This is a genomic window from Sphingomonas nostoxanthinifaciens (genome assembly GCF_019930585.1).
Taxonomy (GTDB): domain Bacteria; phylum Pseudomonadota; class Alphaproteobacteria; order Sphingomonadales; family Sphingomonadaceae; genus Sphingomonas_I; species Sphingomonas_I nostoxanthinifaciens.
Genome location: NZ_CP082839.1, coordinates 3,499,018 through 3,516,273 on the forward strand (window position 1 = coordinate 3,499,018; position 17,256 = coordinate 3,516,273).

20 protein-coding genes are annotated in these 17,256 nt (G+C 68.3%); 9 read left to right on the forward strand and 11 right to left on the reverse strand.

What is annotated here, in order from left to right:
• Window positions 1–20: 20 nt before the first annotated feature.
• Entirely contained in the window at window positions 21–764 is a 744-nt protein-coding gene (locus tag K8P63_RS16640; RefSeq protein WP_223797120.1) for a hypothetical protein, read from the reverse strand.
• 133 nt (window positions 765–897) lie between these two features.
• Complete coding sequence (locus K8P63_RS16645; protein ID WP_223797121.1) at window positions 898–1,977, reverse strand: mechanosensitive ion channel family protein; 1,080 nt, start codon at window positions 1,975–1,977, stop codon at window positions 898–900.
• Window positions 1,978–2,094: 117 nt separating this feature from the next.
• Here K8P63_RS16645 and K8P63_RS16650 point away from each other — a divergent pair, with 117 nt between their 5' ends.
• A complete protein-coding gene (locus K8P63_RS16650) occupies window positions 2,095–4,029 on the forward strand; it encodes an OPT family oligopeptide transporter (protein ID WP_223797122.1) in 1,935 nt (644 codons plus the stop codon).
• On the opposite strand, the gene K8P63_RS16655 is transcribed toward K8P63_RS16650, so the two are convergent.
• The 4 genes from K8P63_RS16655 to K8P63_RS16670 are packed head-to-tail and all read right to left on the reverse strand — an operon-like array spanning window position 3,990 to window position 5,813.
• On the reverse strand, window positions 3,990–4,469 hold the full coding sequence (locus K8P63_RS16655) for a molybdenum cofactor biosynthesis protein MoaE (RefSeq protein ID WP_223797123.1): 480 nt from the start codon (window positions 4,467–4,469) through the stop codon (window positions 3,990–3,992). The two genes, K8P63_RS16650 and K8P63_RS16655, sit on opposite strands and share 40 nt — an antisense overlap.
• On the reverse strand, window positions 4,466–4,723 hold the full coding sequence (moaD, locus tag K8P63_RS16660; RefSeq protein WP_223797124.1) for a molybdopterin converting factor subunit 1: 258 nt from the start codon (window positions 4,721–4,723) through the stop codon (window positions 4,466–4,468). Before moaD ends, K8P63_RS16655 begins: the two co-directional genes overlap by 4 nt.
• Window positions 4,724–4,726: 3 nt before the next feature.
• A complete protein-coding gene (gene pgsA / locus K8P63_RS16665) occupies window positions 4,727–5,275 on the reverse strand; it encodes a CDP-diacylglycerol--glycerol-3-phosphate 3-phosphatidyltransferase (protein ID WP_223797125.1) in 549 nt (182 codons plus the stop codon).
• Between the two features lie 10 nt (window positions 5,276–5,285).
• Window positions 5,286–5,813: a GNAT family N-acetyltransferase gene (locus tag K8P63_RS16670; RefSeq protein ID WP_223797126.1), complete on the reverse strand. Its 528-nt coding sequence runs from the start codon at window positions 5,811–5,813 to the stop codon at window positions 5,286–5,288.
• A gap of 119 nt (window positions 5,814–5,932) precedes the next feature.
• Here K8P63_RS16670 and K8P63_RS16675 point away from each other — a divergent pair, with 119 nt between their 5' ends.
• The gene (locus K8P63_RS16675; protein WP_223797127.1) at window positions 5,933–7,222 is read left to right on the forward strand and encodes an MFS transporter; all 1,290 of its coding nucleotides are present in this window, start codon (window positions 5,933–5,935) and stop codon (window positions 7,220–7,222) included.
• Window positions 7,223–7,303: 81 nt separating this feature from the next.
• Here the strand turns inward: K8P63_RS16675 and K8P63_RS16680 are convergent, their stop codons facing one another.
• The gene (locus tag K8P63_RS16680) at window positions 7,304–7,753 is read right to left on the reverse strand and encodes a hypothetical protein (RefSeq protein WP_223797128.1); all 450 of its coding nucleotides are present in this window, start codon (window positions 7,751–7,753) and stop codon (window positions 7,304–7,306) included.
• A gap of 276 nt (window positions 7,754–8,029) precedes the next feature.
• Complete coding sequence (locus K8P63_RS16685) at window positions 8,030–8,218, reverse strand: hypothetical protein (RefSeq protein WP_223797129.1); 189 nt, start codon at window positions 8,216–8,218, stop codon at window positions 8,030–8,032.
• An 83-nt stretch (window positions 8,219–8,301) separates the two neighbouring features.
• On the opposite strand from K8P63_RS16685, the gene K8P63_RS16690 reads away from it, so the two are divergent.
• Window positions 8,302–9,300: a ligase-associated DNA damage response exonuclease gene (locus K8P63_RS16690; RefSeq protein ID WP_223797130.1), complete on the forward strand. Its 999-nt coding sequence runs from the start codon at window positions 8,302–8,304 to the stop codon at window positions 9,298–9,300.
• Window positions 9,301–9,303: 3 nt separating this feature from the next.
• On the opposite strand, the gene K8P63_RS16695 is transcribed toward K8P63_RS16690, so the two are convergent.
• A complete protein-coding gene (locus K8P63_RS16695) occupies window positions 9,304–10,011 on the reverse strand; it encodes a glycoside hydrolase family 19 protein (protein ID WP_223797131.1) in 708 nt (235 codons plus the stop codon).
• A 131-nt stretch (window positions 10,012–10,142) separates the two neighbouring features.
• Between K8P63_RS16695 and K8P63_RS16700 the strand changes: the two genes are divergently transcribed.
• Window positions 10,143–11,066, forward strand: a complete 924-nt coding sequence (locus K8P63_RS16700; protein WP_223797132.1) for an arginase family protein — start codon at window positions 10,143–10,145, stop codon at window positions 11,064–11,066.
• Here the strand turns inward: K8P63_RS16700 and glmU are convergent.
• Window positions 11,063–12,409 (reverse strand): bifunctional UDP-N-acetylglucosamine diphosphorylase/glucosamine-1-phosphate N-acetyltransferase GlmU, encoded by a 1,347-nt coding sequence (gene glmU / locus K8P63_RS16705; protein WP_223797133.1) that lies wholly within the window; start codon window positions 12,407–12,409, stop codon window positions 11,063–11,065. The genes K8P63_RS16700 and glmU overlap by 4 nt on opposite strands.
• A 58-nt stretch (window positions 12,410–12,467) precedes the next feature.
• On the opposite strand from glmU, the gene gph reads away from it, so the two are divergent.
• From gph to phoB, 4 genes are all read left to right on the forward strand, one after another.
• Complete coding sequence (gene gph, locus K8P63_RS16710; protein ID WP_223799860.1) at window positions 12,468–13,139, forward strand: phosphoglycolate phosphatase; 672 nt, start codon at window positions 12,468–12,470, stop codon at window positions 13,137–13,139.
• A 1-nt stretch (window position 13,140) separates the two neighbouring features.
• Window positions 13,141–14,190, forward strand: a complete 1,050-nt coding sequence (locus tag K8P63_RS16715) for a sensor histidine kinase (RefSeq protein WP_223797134.1) — start codon at window positions 13,141–13,143, stop codon at window positions 14,188–14,190.
• Window positions 14,191–14,253: 63 nt separating this feature from the next.
• Window positions 14,254–14,955, forward strand: coding sequence for a phosphate signaling complex protein PhoU (gene phoU, locus K8P63_RS16720; RefSeq protein ID WP_223797135.1), 702 nt, complete (start codon window positions 14,254–14,256; stop codon window positions 14,953–14,955).
• Window positions 14,955–15,653 carry a phosphate regulon transcriptional regulator PhoB gene (phoB, locus tag K8P63_RS16725; protein WP_223797136.1) on the forward strand — a complete coding sequence of 233 codons (699 nt, stop codon included), beginning with the start codon at window positions 14,955–14,957 and terminating at the stop codon, window positions 15,651–15,653. Before phoU ends, phoB begins: the two co-directional genes overlap by 1 nt.
• A gap of 9 nt (window positions 15,654–15,662) precedes the next feature.
• Here the strand turns inward: phoB and K8P63_RS16730 are convergent, their stop codons facing one another.
• On the reverse strand, window positions 15,663–16,232 hold the full coding sequence (locus K8P63_RS16730) for a hypothetical protein (RefSeq protein ID WP_223797137.1): 570 nt from the start codon (window positions 16,230–16,232) through the stop codon (window positions 15,663–15,665).
• Window positions 16,233–16,609: 377 nt separating this feature from the next.
• Between K8P63_RS16730 and K8P63_RS16735 the strand changes: the two genes are divergently transcribed.
• A complete protein-coding gene (locus K8P63_RS16735) occupies window positions 16,610–17,248 on the forward strand; it encodes a PEPxxWA-CTERM sorting domain-containing protein (protein ID WP_223797138.1) in 639 nt (212 codons plus the stop codon).
• The last annotated feature ends 8 nt before the right edge of the window (window positions 17,249–17,256 follow it).

The following is a 17,256-nucleotide window of genomic DNA, read 5'->3' on the forward strand; positions in this document are numbered from 1 at the left end:
TGCATACCGCTGAGCGAAGCTCAGGCGGCGAGGCTGGCCCGGCGCGTCGTGCGCGCGCGCATCATCATGCCGGCGCCGAACATGCCGACGATCATCATGCCCCACGTGGTCGTTTCCGGCACCGAGGCGACCAGCGTGCCGATCTGGAACTGATCGAAGCCGAGCGCGTCCGCCTTGCCGACGTTCGACAAGGTCAGCGCCTTGATGCCGCCCGCATTGGTGAAGCCGAGATAATCGACCGAGCCCGAACCGGCGACGCTGGAATTGAACAGCGTGTCGAAGCTGTAGGTCTCGGTCGCACCCGACGCGAGCAGCAGCGTCGCGGTCAGGTCGCTCTCGATATCGGTCGCGTAGAAGCCGAGGCCCTGGACGGCGTCGGCGAAGCTGATCGTGAAGGACGATGCCTCCATCGTGTAGAACTTGCTGCCATCGGTCGCGAACGGGCCGTTCGGCACCGGGCTGCTGCGCGTGTAGGAGCCCATCATCTGGCCCGCGCCGGTCACGCTCGCCGTGGTCGACCCGCTCGCGCCGGTGAACGTCCACGTCGCGGGGTGCGCGCCCGAACTGTAGGATTCGAAGCTCTGACCAAGCACGTTCTGGAGACCCGACACGAACGACGCCTGCGCGGCATCGGCATTCGGGCTGGTCAGCATCGCGCCGCCCGAAACATTGTTGTCGTAGCCCGAATAGACCACGGTCGCCATCGCGGGGGCCGTGCCCAGCACCAGCCCACCAGCCAGCGCCAGCTTGGTCAAACCCTTCATTACCTGTCTCCCCACGCGGAACGCGACATAAACATCTGATTAACTGTTAAATTCCCCTGTCGCATTCCGGTTCCTACACAAAAATGCTTAATGATCCGTTTTCCACATGTGGCAATCGCACCGCAGGACAAGATCACGGCATTGTGGCAGCCATTCCGGATCGTTCGTTTACAATCTCGCCGCGTCTACGCAAGATCGCTTCCGGCATTTCGGCGCGAATGTAATCGAGCAGCGCCTCGCGCACGTCGCAGCGCAGGTCGAACGCGATCGCCGCATCCTTCGCCGTCATCAGCGCGCGCACCTCGATCGCATCGTTCTTCATGTCGGTGACCTGGAGGTTGAAGAAGCGCCCGTCCCAGCGCTTGTTCGCGCTCACGATCTCGCCGAGCTTCACCCGCAAGCGTGGAATGTCCGCCGCCGGATCGAGATACCAGAAGACGCTGCCGAGCAACTGGCTGGTCTGGCGCGTCCAGTTCTGGAAGCTCTCCTCGAGAAACTTCGAGACCGGCACGACCAGCCGCCGCTCGTCCCAGATCTTGATGACGACGTAGGTGAGGCGAATCTCCTCGATCCGCCCCCATTCGCCGTCCATGATGACGACGTCGTCGATCCGGATCGGCTCGGTGAACGCCATCTGCAATCCGGCGATCAGGTTCTTGAGCGCCGGCTGAGCCGCTGCGCCGACCGCGAGCGCGGCGAGGCCGGCCGAGGCGATCAGCGTCACCCCGATCGAGCGGATGCTGGGAATGCTCATCAGGATCAGGCAGGCCGTCACCGCCAGCACGAGGAACACCGCGATCCGGTGCAGGATCGCTGCCCGCGTGCGGCGGCGGCGGGCGTTCAGATTGTCCTCGACGGTCATGTCCGCCTTGACCTCGACGATGTCGTTGCCAGCGCGCAGGATCGCCACCGCCAGCCAGCCGATCAGCGCCGGCACGAGGATGCCCGCGACCTGCCGCCACGCGGCATGGCCTTGCGCGTTGAGGTCGAGCGTCGGCTGGATCGCCGTCAGCGCGAAGGCGACGAGCAGCCAGCGGCTCGGCCGACGCAGCCGCTTGAGCAGCAGATCGTCGGTCTGGGTCGTGGTGCGCCGCGCGGCGCGGCCCATCGCCATCATCGCCAGCCGATGCGCCGCCAGCGCGACGCCCACGGTGACGACGATGATGCCGACGCCCCGGACCCATCCGGGCAAATTGGCTATGAACTGCTCCATCCGCCTGCTCCCGATCGTTCCACCACCGGACGATCCTGGGCGGCAGGCGTTCCCTGCGCGGCGTGTCGGATACGGCGGAGCGCTTGTGCGGCGGGGCATAACTGCGCACAACGGGGGATGACCGCGCGCTCGCATGCCAACGAACTCACCCTGCGCGGCGTCGTGCTGGGGTGCCTCATCACCCTCGCCTTCACCGCCGCGAATCTGTATCTCGGCTTGAAGATCGGCCTGACGTTCGCGACGTCGATACCGGCCGCCGTGATCTCGATGGCGCTGCTGCGCGGCTTCCGCAGTTCGAACATCTTCGAGAACAACATCGTCCAGACGATCGCCAGCGCGGCGGGCACATTGTCGTCGATCGGCTTCGTGCTGCCCGGCCTCGTGATGACCGGCTGGTGGAGCGGCTTCGATTACTGGACCAGCTTCTGGGTGTGCGCGATCGGCGGGCTTCTGGGCGTGCTGTTCTCGGTGCCGCTGCGGCGCGCGCTCGTCACCGGATCGGACCTGCCCTATCCCGAAGGCGTCGCCGCCGCGGCGGTGCTGGAGGTCGGCAGCGAGACCGCCGAGGGCGCAGCCGAGAGCAAGGCGGGACTGCGCGTGATCGTCGTCGGCAGCATCGCATCGGCCGCTTATGCCGCGCTCGCGGCGACCCAGATCGCCGCATCGGAGGTGTCGCGCTGGTTCCGCATCGGCGCGGTCGGCAGCGGCTTCGACGCGACCCTCTCGTTCGCGCTGATCGGCGCTGGCCATCTGGTCGGGCTGACGGTCGGCGTCGCGATCTTCGCGGGGCTGGTGCTCGGCTTCGGCATCGTCACGCCGTTCCTCACGTGGTTGCACGGCCAGCCCGACATGGCCGAGATGATCTGGCGGCACGACGTGCGCTTCTTCGGCGCGGGGCTGATCGGCATCTCCGCGATCTGGACGCTCGGCCAGCTCGTCATGCCGATCGCGCGCGGCCTGTCCGAATCGCTTGCCGCCAGCCGCCAGCGCAAGGCGGGCACCACCGCGCTGGCGATCGAGGAGCAGGATATCCCGCTCGGTCTGCTCGGCCTCGGGCTGGCGGCATTGCTGCTGCCGATCGCGTGGGTGCTGTGGCGCTTCGTCGCGGCGGGCCCCCTCGCCCCCTACGCGCTGCCGCTGGCGGCGATGGGCGTCGTCTACGTGGTGATCGCAGGCGCGATCGTGGCGGCGGTGTGCGGCTATATGGCGGGGCTGATCGGCGCGTCGAACAGCCCGGTCTCGGGGCTCGGCATCCTCGGCATCGTCGGCGCGGGGCTGCTGCTCGCTTTGTTCGTGCAGCCGCACGTGCCGGCTGGCGCGACCCCGCACCTCGTCGCCTTCGCGATCTTCCTGACGGCGCTGATCTTCTCGGCGGCGACGATCGCCAACGACAATCTGCAGGATCTGAAGACCGGCCAGCTGGTCGGCGCGACCCCGTGGAAGCAGCAGGTGGCGCTGATGATCGGCGTGATCGCCGGATCGCTGGTGATCCCGTTCGTGCTGGGCCTGCTCAACCGCGCTTATGGCTTCGCGCCGCTGGTGGGTGCGCCACCGGCCAATCCGCTCGGCGCGCCGCAGGCCACTTTGATCGCCACGCTTGCCAAGGGCGTGCTGGGTGCTGGGCTCGACTGGTCGGTGATCGGCGCGGGCGCGGCGGCCGGCGCGGTGCTGATCGTGATCGATGCGGCGCTCAAGCGGCGCGGGGGTATGCACCTGCCGCCGCTGGCGGTGGGCCTCGGCGTCTATCTGCCGATGGGGGCGACGCTGCCGGTGGTGATCGGCGCGGTGATCGGCCACCTCTACGAGCGGCGCACGCGGACCGAGGCGGCGCAGCGCACCGGCGTGCTGCTCGCTTCGGGCTTCATCGTCGGCGATGGGCTGTTCGGCGTGGCGCTGGCAGGACTGATCGTCGCGACCGGCAGCGGTGCGCCGCTCGCGCTCGTAGGCACCAGCTTCGCGACGCCGGGGATCGTGATCGGTCTCGCGCTGTTCGCGGGGTTGCTGGCGGTGCTCTACCGCTGGACGGCGCGGGTCTCGGCGCGACTCGGCTGATCCTGCCAGCTGGCGGCGGCGCGATCGTCCTCGACGCGCGCCTCGACCCAGCGCTCGGTGCCGTCGGCGAAGCGCTCGCGCTTCCAGAACGGCGCCGCGACCTTCAGCCGGTCGATCAGATAAGCGCAGGCGTCGAGCGCGGCCGCGCGGTGGAGCGAGGCGGTCGCGACCAGCACGATCGCCTCGCCCGGCGCCAGCGCGCCGCAGCGGTGGATCACGGTCGCGCCCACCAACGGCCATCGCGCCTCGGCCTCATCGACGAAGCGCTGCAGCGCCGCCGCCGTCATGACCGGATGATGTTCGAGGAACAGTTCGACCAGCCCGCCCTGCCCGCGGACGATGCCGGTAAAGCTCGCCACCGCGCCCCCGCCGAGCCGGTCGAGCAGCGCCAGTTCCGCGCCGACGTCGAACGGCGCGTGCTGGACGCGCACGGTCGTCATCCGCCCGTCACCGGCGGGAAGATGGCGATCTCGCGCGCGCCGGCGATCGGGGCGTCGAGCGGCACGAACGCCTGGTCGATCGCGGCGCGCAGGCGGCCCGTATCGGCGAACGCCGCGGCGTGGCCGGGGCTGCGCGTCGACAGCCAGGCGATCAGCCCGGCGACATCCCGTACATCCGTCGGCGGCTCGATCGTCTCGGATGGTACGCCGACCTGCTCGCGCACCCACGCGAAATAGAGGATCTCCACCGCCACGCTTCAGTCCATGTGCTTCAGGCCGATGCGCAGATAATCCCAGCCGGTGACGAGCGTCAGCGCCGCCGCGGCCCACAGGCACGTCAGGCCGACCAGATTGATCCACGCCGCCTCCGGCAGCGCCCCGGCGAGGATGATCGCGCCCAGCGATACCAGCTGGAACGTCGTCTTCCACTTGGCGAGCTGGCTCACCGGCAGCGACACCCGCACGCCCGCCAGGAATTCGCGCAGGCCCGATACGGCGATCTCGCGCAGCAGGATGATGAGCGCCGCGATCACCGGCCAGCCGTCGATCGCGCGGGTGAACACCAGCATCACGATCACCGTCGCGACCATGATCTTGTCGGCGATCGGATCGAGGAAGATGCCGAGCTTCGACACCGTGCCCTGCGCACGCGCGAGATAGCCGTCGAAATAATCGGTGATGCCGACCAGCACGTAGAGCACGAACACCGCGGCATAATCGCCGCGGCCCGGATACCACAGCAATGCGACCAGCACCGGCATCGCCAGGATGCGCGACAGCGTGAGGATGTTCGGAAGCGTCAGCACGATCCCGACCTTAGCCGGGCTCCCCCCCGTTGGGGAAGGGCGCGGTTCGTCGATGCAGCACGACCGGATGGCCCCGATAGAGCGCGTCGCGGAACGGATGAAAGCCGAGCCGGGCGGCCAGCACCAGCGAACGGACATTGTCGACCGCCACCAGGCAGACCAGGGGCTGGGGTTCGCGGTGCCGGTCGTGCCAGTCGATCACCCCCGACATCGCCTCGTACGCAAAGCCGTGCCCCTCCGCCCAGCCCGCCAGCAGCCACATCGCCTCGGGCGAGTGATCGAAATCGTCGCCGAGGCCGCGGTGGAAGAAAGCGAGGCCGCATTCCCCCGCGAAGCGTCCGCTTTCCTGCTCCTCGATCGCGAACGCGCCGAAGCCGCGCAGCGCCCAATGGCCGGCATAGCGCAGGATGCGGGCGTGATTCTCCTCGGCATCCTGCGCGCCGCCGACATGGTGCATGGTCGACGGCTCAGCGACCATCGCCGCACGCCCGGCGAGATCGTCGAGCCGGTGCGGCCTGAGCCGCAGGCGCTGCGTCACGATCGCTACCGGGCCGGACGCCTCGGCAATCATAAGTCAGAGACGCGGCTTGGTGTTCGCATGGTTGTTGAGCTATGACGCGCCGCCGTGACCCGATCCAGTGCTGTTTGCGCCCCCGCATGACGCCGTCCTTCCGACTTCTCGCGAGGCGGCGCTTTCTGCCGCTCTTCGCGACTCAGTTTCTGGGTGCGTTCAACGACAATCTGTTCAAGCAGGCGATGATCCTGTTTGCGACCTACTCGATCTATTCGGATGCGAAGATGGAGGCGGCGTTCAACGCCATCGCCACCGGGCTGTTCATTCTGCCCTTCTTCCTGCTGTCCGCGCTGTCGGGCCAACTCGCCGACAGCCATGACAAGGCGAAGATCGTCCGGCTGGTGAAGACCGCCGAGATCGCTATCATGATCGTCGGATCGCTCGGGCTGATGTTCGCGTCGGTGCCATTGATGCTTGCGGCGGTGCTGGCGATGGGCACCCACTCGACCTTCTTCGGCCCGATCAAATACGCCATCCTGCCCCAGCATCTGGAGGGCGACGAGGTGCTGGGCGGCACCGGGCTGATCGAGGCGGGCACCTATATCGCCATTCTTGCCGGGACGATCCTGGCCGGCTTCGTCGATGCGCGCCTGACCGCGCTGATCGTGCTGGCGGTCGCCGGCATCGGCTGGCTGACCGCGCGCACGATCCCCTCCGCCCCACCGCCGGGCGAGCGACTGCCGCTCGATCTGCACGTCGTACGCTCGTCGATCCGGCTCGTTTCGGCGACGATGCACATCCCGCGCCTGTTCCTGTCGATCTGCGCGATCAGCTTCTTCTGGATGATCGGCGCGGTGCTGGTGATCGAGTTCCCGCCGCTGGTGAAGAACGTCTTCACCGCGGACAAGGAGGTGGCGAGCCTGTTCCTCGCAATCTTCTCGGTCGGCGTGGCGATCGGGTCGGTGCTCATCAACCGGCTGCTCAACGGCCAGGTGTCGGCACGCTTCGCGCCGGCCTCGGTGATCGCCATGGCGGGCTTCGTGCTGCTGATGGCATTCGCCGCGAGCCGCTGGATCCCCGCGACCGGTCGCGACCTCTATGCGCTCGGCGAGTTTGCGCGCCATCCCGGCGCACCGATGGTCGGCGCGGCATTGCTCGGCGTGTCGATCACCGGCGGCATGTTCGTGGTGCCGCTCTATGCCTTCCTGACGACGACGGTCGAGGCCGACCATACCGCCCGCACCGTGGCGGCAAACAATATCGTCAATTCGGGAGCGATGGTGATCGGTGCCGGCGGCGCGATCGGCCTGGCCGCCGCGGGCGTCTCGATCATCAACGCATTGGTCTGCGTCGCCGGCATGTGCCTGATCGCGGCGGCGATCGCGTGGAAGCTGCACCGCGCCTGCGACGAACCGCTGTGCGCGGAATCCTGAGCTCCTAAACGCGCCGAATCATGACGCGAGAATGCCCCCGCGCGAGCAGGGGCATCCCGTCACCGTCGCCAGCGCCGATCGTCAGTCGGCGCTGCGCTGGGGCAGTTCGGGCTTGGCTTCGACCGCGCCGGTCACCGCATCGACCGCATCGCTGGTCGCCTTGGCGATCTTCTTGCGCCCGATCACCGCCGCGACGCCGGCGGCCACGCCGGCAAGCGCGGCCGCGCCGATCGCCACCCGCTTGCGGGTCACGCCGGCCGTCGCGTCGGCGGCCTTGTCCTCGACCGCGCGCACGGCTCGCTTCACCGTCGTCGTGGTCGCCGCAGCGCGCGGCTTGCGCGTGCTCGCCTTGCGCGTCGTGGGCGTGGCGCCCGATTTCGCCGCAGCCGCGCGGCGCGCGCGCGGCGCCTTTGCCGAAGTTTCGGCGGATTTGGTCTCGCTGGCGGGCGTCGCGGCAGCCTTGGCGGTGCGCGGCTTGCGGGCGCGCTTTTCCGGGGTAGCGGCGGCGTCCGCGGCTGGGGTGTCGGCCATTCGGAACATCTCCCTCGTTCGATTGTCGCTCTAACCAGCGCGTGCCCATGCGGTTCCGTAACGATCGCGTGCCGATGGATGACCGAGGCGACAAGCGGCCGCAACATGACGACACACGCGGGCAAACTGCGGCCGCCACAGACAAAAGCGTCGGCACATTCTTCCCCCGTATGTGTCCGGCACCGACGCTTTCAGCGTCATCCTCCCCGAACTATGGGGCAGTACCAATCCGGTGCTGCCCCGTTTTTTATCGGGCGAAGACGTGTCGCTGCGCGATCAGAAGCTGTGCGGATCGGGATCGCTGACCTTATCCTGCCGGTCGATACGCGTGTAGAGATCGCGCGTCGCCTCCTCGGTGCGCCGGCGGTCGGCGTGGCTGCGCCGGCGGTTCGTCAGCACCGCATAACCCAGCACCAACGCCAGCAGGATGCCCCCGATCGCGGCGATCGCGCCGATACCGTCCATGATCCGTCTCCTTTCAAATCAAACGGATCGCGACCGAACAATATCCCGATGGAACCGGCGCGGGGCCGAACCATATAGCGTCCATGCTCCGCCCCGGCGCCTGGATCGAACCGAAGCCCGAGGGCCTCTATCTGCCCGCGGCCGATGCGTGGATCGACCCGTCGACGCCGCAACAGCGCGCGCTCGTCACCCACGGCCATGCCGATCACGCGCGCGGTGGGCATGGCGCGGTGCTGGCGACGCCCGAGACGCTGGCGATCATGGAATGCCGCTACGGCCCGCAATCGGGCCAGCCGGTCGGCTATGGCGAGACGGTGCGGATCGGCGAGGTCGAAGCGCGGTTCGTACCCGCCGGCCACGTTCTCGGCTCGGCGCAGATCGTGCTCGACTATCGCGGCGAGCGGATCGTCGTTTCGGGCGATTACAAGCGCCGCCCCGATCCGACCTGCCCGCCGTTCGAGCCCGTCCCCTGCGACGTGTTCATCACCGAGGCGACGTTCGGCCTGCCGGTCTTCCGCCACCCCGACACCGGATCGGAAATCGACCGGCTGCTGCACGCGCTCCATGCCAATCCCGAGCGGTGCGTGCTGGTCGGCGCCTATGCGCTCGGCAAGGCGCAGCGGCTGATCATGGAGCTGCGCGGGCGTGGTCACGACGCGCCGATCTTCATCCACGGCGCGCTGCAGCGGCTGTGCGACCTGTATCGCGACTGGGGCATACCGCTGGGCGAGCTGCGCCCCGCGACCGGGCTCAAGGCCGCCGAAATGAAGGGCGCGATCGTGCTGAGCCCGCCCGGCGCGCTGAACGACCGCTGGTCGCGCCGCCTGCCCGATCCGATCACGGCGATGGCCTCGGGCTGGATGCGGACGCGCCAGCGCGCGCGGCAGAAGAATGTCGAACTGCCGCTGGTCGTCTCGGACCATGCCGACTGGGACGAACTGACCACCACCATCGCCGAAATCGCGCCGGCCGAGGTGTGGGTGACGCACGGCCGCGACGATGCGCTGGTCCACTGGTGCATGACGCGCCAGATCAAGGCACGCGCGCTGGCGCTCGCCCATTATGAAGACGAGGACGAGTGAGTGTCAGGCAAACAAAGGCAGCAGCCGCGCCCGTCGCACCGCCACGTCCTCCAGACCGATCGGCGGGGCGGGCGGCGTCTTCGATCCGCAATTGGTGAGTCCGCGCGCGCCGTAGAAGTCGCCCGCATCGCAGCAGTCGTTGCAGGCGCAGCGCTTCCAGAAATCCAGCGCGATGTGCAGCGACACGGCCGGATCGGCGGCGAGATCGGGATGGTTGACCAGATCCTGCCCGATCCGGTCGCCCGACGCCTTGTAATTGTTGCGGAAGGTGAGCTGAAGCATGCCGCGCCCGCGATAGCGCCAGCCGTCGCCCGGATTGACGTTGCCCTCCTTCGGCCGCGCATAGACGATATTGGCGATCGACTCCGGCTGATGCGCCACCGCGACCGCGCGCGCGTTCGGCTGCTTCGCCTTGGCGTGCGGATCGGTCGCGAAGCGGTTCGGCCAAGTATTGGCCAGCCCCTGCGCGCTATAATTCAGATTCTCGGTGAAGTGCGTGTAGCCGCCGGTCTCGTGCGCGGTCTGCGCGACGAATTCGGCGACGCGATTCGGCATATCCATCTGGTAGAGCGGAAAGGCGGTCACCGCCTCGGTGCCGATCGCGCGGATTACGGCATCGGGCTGGCGGTCGGCCGCAAAGGCGAACAGTGCAATATAGGTCGCCGCGTCAGGGTGCGCGTCGTCGGGAACGGTGAACCCAACCTTCGCCAAACGTGCGTGAAGCTTTGCTAAATCTATCGTCATGATGGTCCCCCCGGTCCAAGTGAATAGTACCAAATCGGGCTCAAACTCTCAAGATCGGGACGGCGGAACCGGAAGGTTCGCGGCGCGTCTCGACCGGCATGCCAGCACCCAAGACCTTTATCGGCCTGCCCGCCGCCACGCTCGATCGGCTGGAACATCCACGCATCGTCGTCCTCGGCGCGTCCGAAGCATCGCCTTATACGGTGGGTGAACGCAGCCATTCCGGCGACGCCCCGGCCGCGCTGCGAAAAGCGTCCGCGCAGTTCGGCGCGTCGCTGGGCCAATATGATTTCGATCTCGACGCGACGATGTTTCCGAACAAGGACGACAAGCGCGGCTGCGTCGATGCCGGCGACGTGCCGACCAATTCGTGGGACGCCGCCGGCAATCGCGCGCGGATCACGGCGACGGTGCGTGCGGTGCTGGATGCGGGCGCGGTGCCGATCCTGCTGGGCGGCGACGATTCGGTGCCGATCCCTGCGCTCGCCGCGTTTCAAGGCCGGCCACCGCTGACGATCCTGCAGATCGACGCGCATGTCGACTGGGCCGACGTGCTACAGGGCAATCCGGTCGGTTATGGCTCGACGATGCGGCGCGTCGCCGAATATCCGTGGGTCGCGCACATGGTGCAGGTCGGCATACGCGGGCTCGGCTCGGGCGAGGCGTGGCAGCATGACGACGCCCGCGCCTGGGGCTCGCACCTCATCTCGTCCTACGCGCTGCACGAGCAGGGCTGCGCGGCGGCACTCGACCATATCGCGCCGGGCGCGGACGTGTTCATCTCGATCGACTGCGACGGCATCGATCCGGCGGTGCTGCCGGCGGTGAACATGCCGACGCCCGGCGGCCTCAGCTACGAGGACATGATCCGCCTGCTGAAGGGCGTCGCGGCCAAGGCGCGCATCGCCGGCCTCGCGCTGGTGGAATATGTGCCGTCGCGCGACGACCGCCACATGATGTCAGGGCTGGTCGCCGCGCGGATCGCAGCGGTGACGATGGGGCTGGTGCTGGGAAGCGACTAGCCCTTCCGGCCGCGCTTGAACGCGCGGAACTGCGCCGCCCAGCCGGGGCGATCCTCCTGCCGGCCGCGCGCGACCGCCAGCGCATCGGCGGGAACGTCGCGCACGATCACCGATCCTGCAGCGACGATCGCGCCCGCACCGATCGTCACCGGCGCCACCAGCGCGCTGTTCGAGCCGATGAAGGCGCCCTCGCCCACCTTGGTCAGGGTCTTGTCGAAGCCGTCATAATTGCAGGTGATCGTGCCCGCACCGATATTGCTGCCCGCGCCGATGTCGGCATCGCCCAGATAGGTCAGGTGGTTGGCCTTGGCGCCGCGCCCGAGCCGCGCCTTCTTCACCTCGACGAAATTGCCGACATGCGCGTCCTCGCCGATGTCGGCGCCGGGGCGCAGCCGCGCGAACGGACCGACGATCGCGCCGGCCGCCACCTGCGCGCCCTCGATATGGCTGAAGGCGTGGATCGTCACCCGATCGGCGATGCGGACGCCGGGGCCGAACATCACGTTCGGCCCGATCGTGACGTCGCGACCGATCGCCGTGTCCCACGCAAACCACACCGTCTCCGGCGCTATCAGAGTGGCGCCGTCGGCCATCGCGCGCAGCCGGCGCTTCGCCTGCCAGGCCGCCTCGACCTCGGCGAGTTCGGCGCGGCTGTTGACGCCCGCCACCTCGGCCGGATCGGTCTCGATCACCGCCGAGGCGCGCCCCGCCGCGGCGGCCAGCATGACGATGTCGGGCAGATAATATTCGCCGGCGGCATTCTCGTTGCCGACTTTGGCCAGCAACGGCCACAGCTCAGCCGAACGCACCGCCATCAGCCCCGAATTGCACAAGGTCTCGGCGCGCTCGGCCGGGCTCGCATCCTTATGCTCGACCATCTTCAGGATGCGGCCATTCTCGGCGATGATGCGGCCATAGGATAGCGGATCGGGTGGGCGGAAACCGAGCACCACCACGGCGGGCGCGTCGTCCGCGTGCAGCCGCGCCACCATCCGCGCCATCGTCTCGGTCGAAACGAGCGGCACGTCGCCATAGAGGATCAGTACATCGCCCTCGAACCCGGCCAGCGCCGTCTCGGCCTGCGCCACCGCATGCGCCGTGCCGAGCTGCTCCGCCTGCGTCGCGACGGCGAGGCCGAGCGGCGCGGCGAACGCCTCGACCTGTTCGCGGCCGGCGCCCGTCACCACCACCGTCCGCGCGGCGCCCAGCGCCGCGACCGCGTCGACCAGATGGCCGAGCATCGGCCGCCCGGCGATGGGATGCAGCACCTTGTGCAGATCGGACTTCATCCGCGTGCCCTTTCCGGCGGCGAGGATGATGGCGGCAAGCGGCGTGGTCGTCATCGCCGCGCTTTGCCATGTTCCGCTTGCACAGGCCACCACCCCCGCTAAGGGCGCGCGCATGGCCGCCGCTTTCCCCTTCGCCGTCGTCGTGTTCGATCTGGACGGGACGCTGGCCGACACCGCCCCCGATCTCACCGCAGCGCTCAACCACGCGCTGGAGGCGCTGGGCCGCGCGCCGGTACCACCCGAATCGGTGCGCGCGATGGTCGGCCACGGCGCGCGGGCCCTGCTGGAGCGCGGGCTCGCCGCGACCGGCGAAGTGAACGAGGATCTGGTCGAGCGCGGTTTCCCGATCTTCCTCGATCATTATCGCGCGCATATCGCCGACGGCAGCCGGCCCTATCCGGGGGTGGAGGCCGCGCTCGACGCATTGTCGGCGCGTGGCGTGCGACTCGCCATCTGCACCAACAAGCTCGAGGATCTGGCGCGCATGTTCGTAAGCGCGATCGGCTGGGACGGTCGCTTCGCCGCGATCGTCGGCGGCGACACGCTGCCGCAGCGCAAGCCCGACCCCGCGCCCGTCCATGCCGCGATCGCGCAGGCCGGCGGCGGCACCGCCGCCTTCGTCGGCGATTCGATCAGCGACACCGATGCGGCGCGCGCCGCCGGCATTCCCTGCGTGGCGGTGACGTTCGGCTTCACCGACCGGCCACCCGAAACTCTCGGCGCGACTTTGCTGATCGACCATTTCGACGCGCTGGTGCCCGCGCTGGAGCGGATCGGCGCCTGACATGGTCCTGCGCCGTTTCTCCCGACTCGGCGCCGGGCCGCATCGCGAGCATCGCCCGCCGCCGAACGACCCGACCGACGAACTGATCGAGGCGATCGGCGAGCCGCTGATCGTGCTCGACGGATATCACGTCGCCCATGCCAATGCCGCCGCGCGCGCCTTGCTGGGCGAGCATATCGTCGGCGACTATGTCCGGCTCGCGCTACGCCACCCGGCCGCCGGCCCGGTGCTGAGCGGCGACGAGGAGGGCCCGGTGGCGCTGAGCGGGCTCGGCGGTCAGGATCGCCTGTGGGAGCTCACCGCCGGCACGATCCGCCCCGGCCGCCGCCTGCTGCGCCTGACCGACCGCAGCGCCCAGCGCGCCGCCGAGCAGATGCGCGTCGATTTCGTCGCCAATGCCAGCCACGAATTGCGCACCCCGCTCGCCTCGCTGATCGGCTTCATCGAGACGCTGGAGGATGCCAACGGCCAGGAAGACGCCACGACGCGCCTGCGTTTCCTGTCGATCATGGAGGGCGAGGCGCGGCGGATGCAGCGGTTGATCGACGACCTGATGTCGCTGTCGCGGATCGAGGCCGACCGTTATTATGCGCCGCGCGACCGGATCGACATCGGCCCGCTGCTGCGCGAGCTGGCGGACGAGTTCCGCAGCACGCGCCGCGACGGCGAGCGGCTGGAGATCGACGCCGCCGATCACGCGACCGTGATCGGCGATCGCGCGCAGCTTCACCAGCTGATCCACAACGTCATCAGCAATTCGTTCAAATATGGACGCGACGGCACGCCGATCGTCGCCGCGCTTCGCGTGAACGGGCTTCAGGCACATTTTTCGGTGACCGATCAGGGCGACGGAATCGCACCGGCGCACCTGCCGCGACTGACCGAGCGTTTCTATCGCGCCGACCCCAGCCGCAGCCGCGCGATCGGCGGCACGGGGCTCGGCCTCGCCATCGTCAAGCATATCGTCGAGCGGCATCGGGGGCGGCTGGAGATCGTGAGCGAGGTTGGCCGCGGCACGACTGTCAGCGCGCACCTTCCGCTCGCACCCTAGTTGCTGTCATAAAAGTTTCGCCTTGGCCATACATGGGACAGTGGCAGAAAAGCAGAGGCGCGAATGGCGACCACCGGACATACGATCAAGGCATTCGATGAGGATCTGGCCGAGCTGCGTGCGCTCGTTGCCGAGATGGGCGGCTATGCCGAAGCGGCGATAGACGGCGCGATCCAGGCGCTGCTGCGTCGGGATCTCGAGGCGGCCGCGCGAATCGTCGACGAGGATCGGCGCATCGACGCGCTCGAGATCGAGCTCGAACGGCGGGTGCAGCGCACGATCGCGCTGCGCGCGCCGCTCGCCGACGATCTGCGCGAGGTGCTGGCGGCGCTCAAGATCGCCGGCGTGATCGAGCGGATCGGCGATTATGCCAAGAACATCGCCAAGCGCGTGCCGCTGCTGCAGGACGCCTACGGCATCGAGCCGCTCGCGATCCTGCCGGCGATGGCGACCGCCGCGGGCAGCATGGTCAAGGACGTGCTCGACGCCTATGGCGCGCGCGACGCCGCCGCGGCCAAGCTGGTGTCGGAGAGCGACCGCACGGTCGACGATCTCTACAACAGCCTCTTCCGCGCGCTGCTGACCTACATGATGGAAAATCCCGGCACGATCGCCGCGTCGACCCACCTGCTGTTCATCGCCAAGAATATCGAGCGGATCGGCGATCATGCGACCAACATCGCCGAGATGATCTATTTCGCGGCGACCGGCGAACAGCTCGCGGAGCGCGCGCGCGGCGCGGATGCGCTCGCCCCCACCGCCTGATGTCGGGTGCGCGCGTATTGCTGGTCGAGGACGATGCCGCGCTGGCCGAATTGCTGGCGTGGAACCTCGAACGCGAAGGCCATCAGGTCGAGCGCACCTCCGACGGCGAGGAAGCTTTGCTGCTCGCCGTCGAGCAGGCGCCCGACATCGTCCTGCTCGACTGGATGATCGAGGGGCTGTCGGGCATCGAGGTCTGCCGCCGCCTGCGCCGCTCGTCGGCGACCGCCAACGTGCCGATCATCATGCTGACCGCGCGCGGCGAGGAAGAGGACCGCATTCGCGGCCTGCAGACCGGCGCCGACGATTATGTGACCAAGCCCTTCTCCCCGCGCGAGCTGGTGGCGCGCGTCGCCGCCGTGCTGCGCCGGGTGCGTCCCGCGCTTGCCGGCGAACGGCTGGCCTATTCGGGCATCGAGATGGACATTGCCGACCACAAGGTGCGGCGCAACGGCATCGCACTGGCGCTCGGGCCGACCGAGTTCCGGCTGCTGCGCCACTTCCTCGAACATCCCGGCCGCGTCTTCTCGCGCGAGCGGCTGCTCGATTCGGTCTGGGGCCGCGACAGCGACATCGAGCCGCGCACGGTGGACGTCCACATCCGCCGCCTGCGCAAGGCGATCAACCTGAGCGATCAGCCCGATCTGATCCGCACGGTGCGTTCGGCCGGCTATGCGCTGGATTCCGAAGGGGCCGCCTGACCGTTCGGGTCACGGTGCCGACGTCAGGACCAGCCGCTGGCGCGCCACGATCTCCGCATCCGAACCGAGCGAATGCAGATAGCGCGTCCGCTCCGCCGTGTGGCGATGCAGGCGCGACAGCCGCTCGGCCTGCGCGTCGCTAAGACGCAGTCGGACGTAGCCGCGACCCGCCAGACAGCGATCGAGCGCCGCCTGCAGCTCGCCGACCACGTCGAACCGCGCCGTCGTTACATAATGCGCGCCGAACGTGTTGCTGCGGCGGGCGATGTCGTTCTCCGATCCGAATTCATGCCAGGACGTGAAATATGCCGTGGCCGAGCCCTGCGATCCCATCATGTCGAATGACGTCATCATGTGCATGATCTGCGCGGTGCTGAGCGCATCCAGCTGCCGCACCGTCTCGGGCCTGAGGAAGACCGGCGTGGTGTAGCTGGTATCGGCGCACTCGGTCGCGTCGCGCGCATATTGATCGAGCGTCACGCCGGGCTTGCCCCAGGTGACATATCCGGATGGGTGGGCGTGCACGACCGTCGCGGCCAACATCAAAATGGTCGGCAGGGTGCAGAACCGTCCACGCATGGCGCCTCTCCGTCGCGACGATCCTACCGCATTCGACCGTGGCCCTCAACGGTCGCCGAATCGGTGTCGACGTCAGACGGCGGCATGACCCCCGCGGAAGGTGACAAAGGTGACGCTACGTGAACCCCCACCTCCCCTCTCCCGATGCCGCGCGGCGGCCGAGAGGGGATAGACGATGCGCGATGCAAAGAGCGGTTGGCGTACAGCCATCGCCTTTGTACTATATTTGTTCTATTCGCACAAGCCCGAATCCGCTTGATGATCGCCGCAACGGGAATAAGTCTCGCAGGTCGCCGGTCTCGCCTTCGGGCAGGTCGCGGGGCGCTTGCCGACGCGGCGGGCGAGCGGCCGTTGCAATATTCCGGGGGGACTATCCGATGAACGCCATTAAGCCGATCCTGTGCGCCGCGCTGGCCTGCGTTGCCACCGCGGCGTCAGCCGACGTGTTCATTTATGATCCCGTCCTCGACCCGGCGACCGCGACCACGGTCAGTTCGATCACCTCGATCATCCTGCCGGCCGCGACGTTCAACTTGCATCCGGGCGATATCGTGCAGGGCACGATCAGCTTCCTCGGCGGCGCGGCGGTGACGCTGACCAGCGATCCGGCCAGCGTGGGCGGCGGCTATGAATATGTCAGCCTGGATATCAGGCCCTCCACGGTGGGCACGGTCAGCGGGACCGGGCAATTGAGCTTCACCGGGATCGGCGGCGACTATACCGGCGCGCCCGTCCAGACGAACCTGAGCAACGGCCTCCTTGCGGCATCGGCACTGAACGATCTGACCCCGACCGCCTTCTCGTTCACCGGCATCGCCTACAGCATGACCTATACCAGCGGGACGCCGACCATCTTCACGCCCGACATGCTCCAGCTCGGCTACCATGTGGCCTTCGGGCCGACGACGCCGCTTGCGGTGCCCGAGGCCGCCACGTGGGCGATGATGATCGGCGGACTGGGGCTGGTCGGCGCGACGATGCGTCGCCGCGCGGGCATCCTCCGTCCCGCCGCCTAGATCGTAAC